The 11039-nt window shown below is 53.1% G+C and carries 10 protein-coding genes; 9 read left to right on the top strand and 1 reads right to left on the bottom strand.

Annotation, left to right across the window (positions count from 1 at the left end; all coding sequences use genetic code 11):
• The 3 genes from AB1500_11625 to holA all read left to right on the top strand — a co-directional run.
• On the top strand, window positions 1-655 hold a 655-nt coding region (locus AB1500_11625; GenBank protein ID MEW6183799.1), incomplete at its 5' end, for a rhodanese-like domain-containing protein.
• 158 nt (window positions 656-813) lie between these two features.
• Window positions 814-1152, top strand: a complete 339-nt coding sequence (locus AB1500_11620; GenBank protein MEW6183798.1) for an MTH1187 family thiamine-binding protein — start codon at window positions 814-816, stop codon at window positions 1150-1152.
• Between the two features lie 240 nt (window positions 1153-1392).
• Entirely contained in the window at window positions 1393-2430 is a 1038-nt protein-coding gene (gene holA / locus AB1500_11615; protein ID MEW6183797.1) for a DNA polymerase III subunit delta, read from the top strand.
• Between the two features lie 309 nt (window positions 2431-2739).
• Here holA and rpsT read toward each other — a convergent pair whose 3' ends face one another.
• Window positions 2740-3006, bottom strand: coding sequence for a 30S ribosomal protein S20 (gene rpsT, locus AB1500_11610; protein ID MEW6183796.1), 267 nt, complete (start codon window positions 3004-3006; stop codon window positions 2740-2742).
• Window positions 3007-3250: 244 nt separating this feature from the next.
• On the opposite strand from rpsT, the gene AB1500_11605 reads away from it, so the two are divergent.
• The 6 genes from AB1500_11605 (at window position 3251) to hemW (ending at window position 11003) form a co-directional block, all read left to right on the top strand.
• Window positions 3251-3598: a phage holin family protein gene (locus AB1500_11605; protein ID MEW6183795.1), complete on the top strand. Its 348-nt coding sequence runs from the start codon at window positions 3251-3253 to the stop codon at window positions 3596-3598.
• A gap of 571 nt (window positions 3599-4169) precedes the next feature.
• Complete coding sequence (locus AB1500_11600) at window positions 4170-6131, top strand: S-layer homology domain-containing protein (GenBank protein ID MEW6183794.1); 1962 nt, start codon at window positions 4170-4172, stop codon at window positions 6129-6131.
• A gap of 416 nt (window positions 6132-6547) precedes the next feature.
• Window positions 6548-7507: a stage II sporulation protein P gene (gene spoIIP / locus AB1500_11595; protein MEW6183793.1), complete on the top strand. Its 960-nt coding sequence runs from the start codon at window positions 6548-6550 to the stop codon at window positions 7505-7507.
• Window positions 7508-7528: 21 nt separating this feature from the next.
• On the top strand, window positions 7529-7819 hold the full coding sequence (locus AB1500_11590) for a hypothetical protein (protein ID MEW6183792.1): 291 nt from the start codon (window positions 7529-7531) through the stop codon (window positions 7817-7819).
• Between the two features lie 248 nt (window positions 7820-8067).
• Window positions 8068-9870: a translation elongation factor 4 gene (gene lepA / locus AB1500_11585; GenBank protein MEW6183791.1), complete on the top strand. Its 1803-nt coding sequence runs from the start codon at window positions 8068-8070 to the stop codon at window positions 9868-9870.
• A complete protein-coding gene (gene hemW / locus AB1500_11580) occupies window positions 9867-11003 on the top strand; it encodes a radical SAM family heme chaperone HemW (protein ID MEW6183790.1) in 1137 nt (378 codons plus the stop codon). Before lepA ends, hemW begins: the two co-directional genes overlap by 4 nt.
• Window positions 11004-11039 lie beyond the last annotated feature (36 nt).

Genomic DNA, 11039 nt, shown 5'->3' with positions numbered 1-11039 from the left:
AGAAATCAGCTTTGATCAGGCGCCGATTATTCTCGGAGGCAGGGTCTTGATACCGGTCAGGGCCGTTGTAGAGGCGCTGGGGGCCAGCATTTCGTGGGATGCGGATACCAGCACGGCCACCATAACGGATGATAACGGGGACAAATTCCTGAATGGATTAAACGATCCTACTGCGAAGGAACCCAGCATTCATTCCAACTTCGTTACGGCAAGTGCCCTTAAAACCGCTCTGGATGACGACGATGACGGGGACTTATGCGACTATAGAACGGGACACAACGGCGGAGACAACATTGCCAACGACCCGCTCGTGCTGGATACAAGGGGCCGGAAAGATTACGATGCCGGGCACATCCCGGGAGCGATCTTTATAGCATCCGCTCAGGATATGGGTAGGGACAGCAACATGAAGGCCCTGCGTCAGGCCCTTGAAACGCACGTTGCAAACGGCGGCAAGAATGAAGTCCTGGTGTACTGCTTTACTGCACATACGGCTGGGTTGGCCTGTGGTGTGCTGGGCGCTGACGGTTTCAACGTAAAGAACCTAAGGTTTGGTTACTCGATTAGCTGGGAGGGAACAAAGGAAGCCGATAAGCCCATAAAAGGCCCGAGGGAGGATAAAGACGGCAATCCGGCGCCGTACCCTGCACCATAGAACAGCTAATCCGTAGCGCGGTTATAAAAGAGCGGAACGTATTGAGACCGCTCTTTTTTTTACGGGAAATAGTTAACAATTTTCTTCGTCAATTACGACATGCTAAAGGGAATAAGGAGTATAAGGCGAAATAAATGCAAGGAAACGGGGTGTTATTTATGGTGGTGGCAGAAGTCTCAGTGGTGCCGCTCGGGACGAGTTCTGCGAGCGTAAGCGGTTATGTGGCGGATTGCGTGAGCGTCGTAAAAGAAAGCGGGCTGAAATACGAGGTAACCGCCATGGGTACCATACTGGAGGGGGAACTGGAAGAAGTCCTTGCGGTGACGCGGCGTATGCACGATATACCATTTGACGCAGGGGCTCAGCGGGTGGTTACCACGGTCAAGATTGATGAGCGCCGGGACAAGGAGCTTACAATAAAGAGTAAGGTGGAAGCGGTGGCGCTGCGGTTGGGCGAAACACAGGTACAAGGTCCGACGTGCGACGGCCGACGTTAAAAAGACAAAATTTTTTTCGGCTCAATAGGCGCTTTGACGCCTAGATCAACACAAAATGGCAAGAAAAATTAACCACAGAGACACAGAGCACACGGAGGGGAAAAGACAGAAATATGGGTATTCGTTTTTGTTTTCATCTCGACATGTCTGTTCTCTGCGAACTCTGTGCCTCTGTGGTAAAATATTTTGGATCCGGCTTGTCCGGGTTAGGGTCTTTTGCGAATAACGGAGATGAATCAATTGCAGTATTTCAAGGATCTTCTTGCCGAGCTAGAAAAGGGAAAGATTAAGCCGCTCTACCTTTTCCATGGTCCGGAGGTTTTCCTCCAGCGGGAGGCCGTAAGGCGTTTCGGGGCGGCACTGGTCGGGGAAGAGCCGAGTTTCAATTTCGAGGTGCTGGACGGTGAGGAAGTTTCGGAAGCGGAAGTCGCCGAGATCGCGGGCACTCCACCTCTTTTTTCGAACTTCCGGCTGGTGGTCGTAAGAAACGCCCCCTATTTTTTATCCGGGCGGCCGAAAGAGCATTCATCATTAGTTTCATACCTGAGGCAGCCGGAGGAGGCCACCTGCCTCATTTTCTGTACGGCCGGGTCGGTCGATAAAAGAAGAGAGGTCTATAAACTGGTAGAGGCGCGCGGGAGGGTGGTGGAGTTTATCCATCTTGCGCCTGAAGACCTGAGGAAATGGTTTCAAAAAAAAGCGCGACAGGTCGGAAAGACCTTCGAAGCGTCGGCCGTCAGCGCCTTGCTGTCGGGTGGCCGCGATCTGACCTTTTTAAATAATGAGGTCGAAAAAGTGCTTGCCTACGCGGGGGACAGGGCTGCTATCTCCGCCGGCGACGTGGCGGCGGTATTGAACCCTTCAATCGAAGAAACGGTCTTTGCGGCGACGGACGCCCTGGGGGAACGGCGCTACCCGGATGCACTGGCGAAGATAAAGACGTTATTGGAAAAAGAACCGCAGGGTGTCGTTCTTTCACTTCTGGCGCGGCAGTTACGCCTGATAATCCTTGCGCAGGACATTCTTGTTTCGGGAAAAGGCCGCGAGGTCTCACCCCGGGATCTCGGCGGTGTTCATCCTTTTGTGGCGAAGAAGTCCGCGGCACAGGCGCTGCGCTTCCCGAGAACGGAATTGGAAGCACTGTTCCGGAGCTTACTTGAAGTCGACATGTCGACAAAAACAAGCCGGGAAGATTTTTATGAGGGACTGGAACGACGTCTTCTGCTGTTGAGCCTGGGGAAAAAGTCAGGGGGCACTGCATACCGTCTTGGAAAGTAAATAACTAGGGTAACTATTCAGCCGCCCACATTACATTGACGGAACGCGGCGAGAAGTGATGCAGTGCAATGAAGACCGGGTGGGGGCGAACCGGAGTGTACATAGAAGTACATGAAGATTCGGCTCCACCCGGCTGACGCAGCAATGCGTTACTTATCGTTGCGCCCACCGGAGTATCTGAATATATACAAACGGAAGTTCCCATAAAAATTTTAAAGCCACCGGGCATATTCGGTGCCGCTGGCGGCATTTAATAGTGAAGCAAATTCCAGGGTCCTAAACACGTTTACTTTATGAGGCAAACGTCGATTAAACCGCTGAGCTACTCTTGTTAAACTCTTTAACCAAGCGGGATTTCTTTCTTGCTGCAGTATTCTTGTGAATGATGCCTTTTGTGGAAGCCTTGTCAAGTGCCTGTAAAGCTTTCCGCAATTTCCCCTCCATATCCTCCTGACCGGAAACCAGCGCTGTCTTATATTTTTTGATGACTGTCCGCAACGCGGACCGCATGCCGGCGCTCCGGAGAGTCTGCTTTTGAATCTGCCGCAAACGCTTTAGCGAGGATTTTTTGGCCAATATCTCACCTCCCCACAAAATTTTTTGCCATACATACCACTAATATTCCTAACGGCCATTTTAACACGGCTTTACAGTTAATTGCAAGCACCGGTTTACGTAGGGGTGAATTTTTTCACAGCGAACCGTAAACGGACGGGCGCGGGGTTGAATAGTATGCAAAATATAGTTTTTTCGCAGGACAAGAATAATATTACCTGTTTTGGCCAATCATATCATCAAATGCGTTGAAGGAGGTGATATAGTGGAACGTCAGACGTGGATCGGCGCAATCGTCAGATTCGTTGTTTCAGCCATCGTGCTGATGATCGTGAGCTGGGTATCTCCAGGCTTCGTGGTTAAAGGCGGTATTCTTGGGGCGCTTATCGCTGCGGCGGTAATCACCATTCTCGGTTATATCGCTGAATCGCTTCTGGGCGAGCGCATTTCGCCGCAAAGCCGCGGTCTCGTAGGGTTTATAACTGCCGCGGTGGTAATTTATTTGGCGCAGTTCGTGATCCCCGGGTTATTGAGTGTAAGCATTATCGGGGCGCTGATTGCAGCCTTTGTCATCGGCCTCATCGATGCGTTTGTACCTACGATGTTGCGGTAATTGCGCCGGAACATCAGAAATTTCTTTAATCGTCCCCCTTCAACGGGCCGGCGTGCCGGGTGGAGGGGGATCTATTTTTACCTCTTGATAACAAGCATTCTTTCGTAGGGCGCGACGATAAGCAGTGCATTGCTACCAACTGCGAGGTGGGAAGTGAGATGTCAGAGGTGAGATGCTTGTGAAAATTCGCTTAATAAGCGAATTCCTTCGAGAATCCCACTTCCAACTTCCCACGTCTCATTTCCCAATTGCCCGGTTCGTCTCCGGCGGTCTTGCTTGCACTGCCCATCACTTCTAGCCGCGTTCCGTGTAGGTTACTCAAGTGTTCTTCCGCAGGGTGCGGCGATAAACTCCGTATTACGATGCGTTTGTGAGCTGCCATTTCCCCCATTTTTGTTCTTCAGATGGAGCGGACACAGCCGCCTATGGAAAACTCCTCTATTCGTCTGCCGGATAAGGTTTAACTAATACACAGAGTAATTCGTTTTCTGTCTATTGAAAGGTTTATAATAGCAGGATTCTTCCCGGGAATGTCGAAAAAATTAGGAAATGCGTGGGAGGGGTGGGAATAGTGCGCCAGACTGGGAAAATCACCGGGAAGGTCTTGGCACTGGTGTTTTCAGCACTGGTTTTGTTGGTTCCCGCGGTGACGGCCGCGGCGGGGACCGGGTTTAGCGACGTTAAGGGACATTGGGCGGAGCAGCCGATCACCGAGATGAGCGCTTACGACATTGTCCACGGTTACCCGGGGGGGGAGTTTGCGCCCGATAACACGGTGACATTCATTGAGGCGGTGGTAATGATACTTAACACCCTCGGGCTCGGTGACGAGGCCGGGAAAACGGATATTTCCGGATTAAGCTATAACCCAAAAGTATACTGGGGGAAGGAATATCTTGCTCTCGCCGTACAAAAGGGTATGTTGACCAAAGAGGGTTTACCTTATCTTGACCCCGAAAGAAAAGCCTGCCGGTACGAAACGGCATCATTATTATGCCTTGCGCTGAATCTGTCTCCCGAAACGGATTTGTCCTTCACCGACGCCGCGAGCATTCCTGAAAAATACCGGGGGCATGTTGGAGCGGTCGCTAAAAAAGGTATTATGCGCGGCCTTCCGGGAAACCTGTTCGCGCCGCAGATGAATGTCACGCGCGCGCAGATGTGCGCGATGCTGCAAAGAATTATTGAGGACGGTTGGGTAAACGCGCCGCCGCCGATGACGCGGCTGACCGGGAGGGCGAACGGTGTCGCCGGGCTTATGCTCACGGTCAGCAATTTGACAGGCGAACGTGCGGTTGCTGTTCCGGCGGATTACCGGGTGAACCGCGGGAACCAGGCGGTTGAATTAAACTCATTGGTGGAGGGGGAAAGGGTAAGGCTTATCGTGGACAGCCGGGGACACGTCCTGTATGCCTGCGCTCCGGGGGAGTACGGCGAACCGGGTGCCACCACATCGGGGATTGTTTATTCCCTTGCGCAGGGTGAAAAGGGGATGTTAAGGTTGACCCTGCAAAACGACTCCGGAAACCTGTCGTTTTATGACGTATTTCCCGATGCGAGGCTGATCAGAGACGGAAAGAATGTCGGCTATACCGACCTGGCGCCCGATGCTTACGTTAAAGTCGGCATGGATGGAAACAACCGGGTATTTCAAATAGAGTTGCATGAACTGAATCAGATCAGCGGAACGATTACCCGGGTAGGCACGAATTCGCTCACTCTAAGAGCGAGGGGCGTGAAAAGTGATTACCGGGTTACGGGGAACACCAAGGTGACAAGGAATATAATACGAGAGATTCCGTACAGCGATCTTAAATCGGGAGACCGGGCGGACCTCTGGGTGGCGGGAGACACCGTGCTGCAAATTAACGTGCTCTCCGGGACCGTGACGAGTTACAGCGGCATGGTTCTTAATAATTACACGAAGGAAATCTCCATCCATATAAACGGGACGGAAAAACGCTACGACCTGGACGAAAAAGCGGAAATAGTCAAGGACGGCCGGGTAATGGATCTAGAAGAATTGAAACGCGGCGACTATATTATTTTCGAGCTAAACAACGAACAAACAATAACGTATATAGAGGTTATCGACGAAGAGGAAGGGGAATTCGAAGGAACGATTACGATGCTGACGGATTCACCCCGGTCCATATCTTTTGATATCGGCGGTCTGGAACTGGATTACGACGTCACGGGGGACGCGCATTTCTTCCGTAACGGCGATGAGATCAACCTGATAGAGATTATACCCGGAGCCAAAGTACGGGTTACGGTAGAGGAACACAGGGTAACGGAAATAGAGGTCCTTGACGACCAGAATATAACGTTCAGCGGACGGGTCAGCAGCGTTAACGAAGACACCAGGCGTGTCGCATTGGAGGTCAACGGCTATTTGCACAATTACAGCCTGTTGAACGGTGTTGTGGCGAAGGATATCCTGGGTAAAGAAGTGGCGCTGGCGGAAACAAAAGGATACATGGTGGAAGTCCGGCTGGAAAACGGCGTTATTACATCGCTTACGGTTAAATGAAACAGAGTTAAGGCTTTAATGAAGCGAAAGACGAGAGCGCTCCTTCAGGGAGCGTTCTTTTTTCATTGGAGTTAATCACGGGGCCGAAGGCTGCTCCATCAGAAGAATGAAAAATGAGCGGAATGGCAGCTCGCGAACGTAGCGTGATACGGAGCTTATCGTCGCGTAGTCGCGCCCAGCGGAAAGAACGCTTATTTTTGAGGGAGTTTCACATGCTGCCGTGGCGGCACCACGAAGCATGAAAATATGGACCCGTAAGCTTTGAATTTAGAAGCAGTATTGTAACATATACGGAACGCGGCGAGAAGAAATGCGCAATGCGTTGCTTATCGTCGCGCCCACCGAAAGCAGCACTATTTCATTGGAGGTCTTGTCCCACTCCCGACGGCATAAGTATAACGCGGGGGGGCCTGTCTATGTCGCGCCGGATTTTAGCAACCATGGTCTTGTTTTTTGTGCTCTGGATTTGTTCGTTGTCCTGGGCCAAGGGGGCGGATATGATATTACGCATCGCCGGCCCGAGAAAAATAATGGAATCCTGCCTGATGCCGCAGCCCGATAAAAAACCGACCGGCGCCTCGTTGCTCCTGGCCGGCGCGGGCAGGTTCGCGTCACAGGTCGAGCTGACAAAAAAAGGTCTCATCCGTTCCGCGCTGCCTGTTGTGAGCGCGCCTCTTGCTGTGCCTGCGGTATCGTCTTTGCCCCCTGCCCTTCCGGAAGTCAGAGAAGCTGCACCGTCGGCGCCTCCACCGCTGGTGGCGATTTATAATACGCACACCGCGGAGACATACGCCTTGACCGACGGAGTCGAAAGGGTAAAAGGGAGGGGCGGGGTGTTCAAGGCGGCGGCAGCGCTTGGAAACGGCCTGCGGGAGCGGGGTGTGTCAGTTCTATGTTCGGACATGATACACGATGCTTCTTATGCCACCTCTTATCTGGAGTCGGAAAAAACCGTAAGAGCGATGCTCTACGATAACCCTCAGATTGATGCCTTTTTCGATGTTCACCGTGATTCGAAGCTTCCCAGGAGTATGGCCACCGTGGACGTGGGAGGCAGTCGTGTGGCGCAGGTGTTGATCGTCGTAGGCTCGGACGCGCGGCAGCCCTTTCCCGGATGGCGGCAAAACCTCGCTTTTGCAAAACGGATTGCGGAACGCGCGGATGCGTTTTATCCGGGTTTGTGCCGCGGGGTAAGGGTCAAGGAAGGACGTTATAACCAGTTTCTGAGTCCCAGGCTGCTTGTGCTTGAGATAGGCGGGGTGAACAACACCTTGGAGGAAGCGGAAGCGGCGGCGGCGCTGCTGGCAAATGTTCTGGCGGATGTAGTGCTGGAGGATAACGACCATAAAAAGGATAATTCCGGCCCTCCGGGATAATAATAGTTCCGGAGGTTTAAAATGGTCGCAAGATATACCGTTATTCTGATGACCTGGTTATGCATCGTTGCCGTGGGCGTGACCCATTGCCTGACGGTGCTTAATCATACCCTTGGTCCGGGCAGAGAGATACAGGCGGTTTCCCTCGCCTGTTTGCCCGGGCATTCCTGTCGCGTAAAGCTCCTGAATGCATCTTTCGAATTCAAGGTTCCCGTACTCCCGGATGATGCCGGGAATGAGGCGGCTATATGGTTAGGGCGTTACGGGGATATCCTAGGGATCGGACCGCTCGAAAGCGGCGCGGAACGATAAAAACCCTGTCTCCGACTTCGCCAGGCGCTTAAACAGCTGTCCGGGGGGGAGAGAAGGCCGGGCTTTTTCACGGTCTTCGTGAAATTGTCGACCCCGGACGGCTGAGACGTAGGTTTTTGCTATATGATTAATGTGTGTCGCAACAATCGCCTGGGTTCATGTGAAATATGATATAATTTAGGAACATTGGGGAAAACAGAGGCTGATGCTGAGTGATCCCTTTTTGAGTTCAAAATGGGGGACGGCACGTGATCCAGAAAAGAATCCGCAATTTTTGTATCATCGCCCACATAGACCACGGAAAGTCAACTCTGGCTGACCGGCTGCTGGAGTATACAGGGGCGATCCAACCGAGGGAAATGACCGAGCAGGTGCTAGACCGCATGGATATAGAACGCGAGCGGGGAATAACCATAAAGGCGCAGGCGGTGCGCATTCCCTACAAGGCAAAGGACGGCGAGGAGTACCAGCTTAACCTCATCGACACTCCGGGGCATGTGGACTTTTCCTATGAGGTTTCCCGCAGCCTGGCGGCGTGTGAGGGGGTTCTTCTTGTTATCGACGCAGCTCAGGGAATAGAGGCGCAGACTCTGGCAAATACTTACCTGGCGCTGGACCACGACCTGGCGATAATACCGGTGATTAATAAGGTGGATTTGCCGAGCGCCGATCCGGAGTTGGTGCGCAGGGAGATTGAAACGGCGCTCGGGATTTCGGGCGATGAAGCGGTAATAGTGTCGGCAAAACTGGGTACCGGGATCGAAAACGTTTTGGAACGGATCGTCAGCGACATACCGCCTCCCGGCGGAGAACCGGCAGGACCTTTAAGGGCGCTGATCTTCGATTCGCACTACGATTCCTACAAGGGCGTAATCGCATACATCCGTGCGGTTGACGGGGCTGTTCGGCCCGGGATGATCGTCCGGATGATGGCCACGGGAAAGGAATACGAGATATCCGAGGTGGGGATATTCAAGCCGCAGCTTACCCCGGTAAAAATACTGGAAACCGGCGAGGTGGGCTTTATTGTCGGACAGATTAAAAATGTTCAGGACTGCCGGGTCGGGGATACGGTTACGGAGGCAAGGAATCCGGCGGCAAAGGCCCTCCCCGGATACAGACCCGTTCAACCGATGGTCTTTTGCGGGCTTTACCCGGTAGAAACGGCGGATTTCGGACGGCTGCGGGACGCGCTTGACAAACTGCGCCTTAACGATGCGGCCTTCCAATACGAACCCGAGACTTCAGCCGCCCTGGCGTTTGGTTTCCGATGCGGCTTTCTGGGACTGCTGCACATGGAAGTGGTGCAGGAACGTCTTGAACGTGAATACGGGTTAAACCTTATAACCACGGCGCCTAACGTAGTATACCGGGTGATAAGAGTGGACGGCGCCGTGGTGGAGGTGGAAAACCCGGCCAAACTGCCGCCCACCGGCGAGATAACCTGTATCGAAGAACCGGTGGTTAAGGCGACCACCATGCTTCCCAAAGAGTATATCGGCCCGGTGATGGAACTTTGTAACGAGCGTCGCGGCGCCTTCAAGAACATGGAGTACGTCAGCGAAAACCGGGTTATCCTTACATATGAACTTCCACTGGCGGAAATTATTTACGATTTCTTTGATCGTCTGAAATCCGTCAGCCGCGGGTACGCCTCCTTCGATTACGAGTTTTACTGTTTCCGCGAGTCCGAAGTGGTCAGGCTTGATATCTTCGTCGGCGGTGAACTGGTGGACGCCCTTTCCTCGATCGTTCATAAGGACCGGGCTTATTACCTCGGGCGACAACTGGTTGAGCGCCTCCGGGGGCTTATCCCAAGACACCTTTTTGAGATCCCCATCCAGGCCGCGATAGGCAGCAGGGTTATCGCCAGGGAAACCATCAGGGCTTTGAGAAAAGACGTTCTGGCGAAATGTTACGGCGGCGACATCACACGGAAGCGGAAGCTCCTCGAAAAACAAAAGGAAGGCAAGAAACGCATGAAACAGGTCGGCAATATCGAGATACCGCAGGAGGCCTTCCTGGCGGTACTGCGGGTCGACGACCAGTGAGGGCGGCGGGTCTTTATATCCACGTACCGTTTTGCCTTTCGAAGTGTTCTTACTGTGATTTTATCTCGTACATTTATACCGAAGAAGCGGCGGAACGTTACGCCGCCGCGGTGGAACAGGAAATAATCCTGCGTAGTAAAGAATTTCGGTCGCACAACGTTGTCGGCAGCATCTACTTCGGGGGCGGAACGCCCACCTGTCTTCCGGGAACGGTTTTATGCGGCATCCTCGCCGTTATCCGGCGTAATTTTATGGTTCTGCCGCAAGCCGAAATAACGGTGGAAGCAAACCCGGGGACTGCAGGGGGAGATTTGCTCGAACTGCTCCGCGGCGAGGGAGTGAACCGCTTGAGTATCGGTATGCAGACCGGCGAGCAAGAGTTGCTGCGGTTCCTAGGCAGGCGTCACACGCCCGAAGACGTGGCGAAGACGGTGGAAGCCGGCCGCGCTGCCGGTTTCGATAATATTAATCTCGATCTTATATTCGGAATTCCCGGTCAAAGTATTCGCATTTGGGAGAAAAGCCTCGAAGAAGCAACGGCGCTAAGTCCGGAGCACATCTCTGCGTACGGCCTGGAGATCCATCATAAAACCCCGCTCGGCCGGGAGGTGGCGGCGGGTACGGTAAGTCCATGCCCCGAAGAAGACGAGCGAAAAATGTATTTTACGGCCATCGACCTTTTATGCGCCAGGGGTTACGAGCATTACGAGATTTCGAACTTTGCCCTTTCCGACCGGTCATCCCGTCATAACAGGCTTTACTGGGAGGGTGAACCGTACCTGGGGTTCGGCCCGGCGGCTCATTCCTGTATAAACGGTACCCGCTGGTCGAATGTCGAAGATCTTAAAAAATACTGTGAGATTCTAGACCGTAACGGGCTGCCTGCAACCGGAGAAACCCGCCTGTCCGTGAAGGAAGAGATGTCGGAAGCCATGTTTTTGGGACTGCGGGAGATTGCAGGCGTGTCATGCGCGCGTTTTAAGGAACGTTTCGGCCGCGGGCCTGAGAAGGTCTACGGTCCGGTAATAGAGAAGCTTTTCACCCAGGGCCTTTTACGCCGGGAGGGCGACTCCCTGCGCTTGACCAGGGAGGCGCTGCCTGTCGCAAACGTGGTTTTTGCGGCATTCGTTTAGAAGAGTGTTGTGACGCCCGAGTGTGACATATTCTGG

This window comes from Bacillota bacterium (genome assembly GCA_040755295.1).
GTDB lineage: Bacteria > Bacillota > Desulfotomaculia > Desulfotomaculales > Ammonificaceae > SURF-55.
Note: the sequence above shows the minus strand (reverse complement) of the source record. Positions and strands in the feature narration are given on the sequence as shown.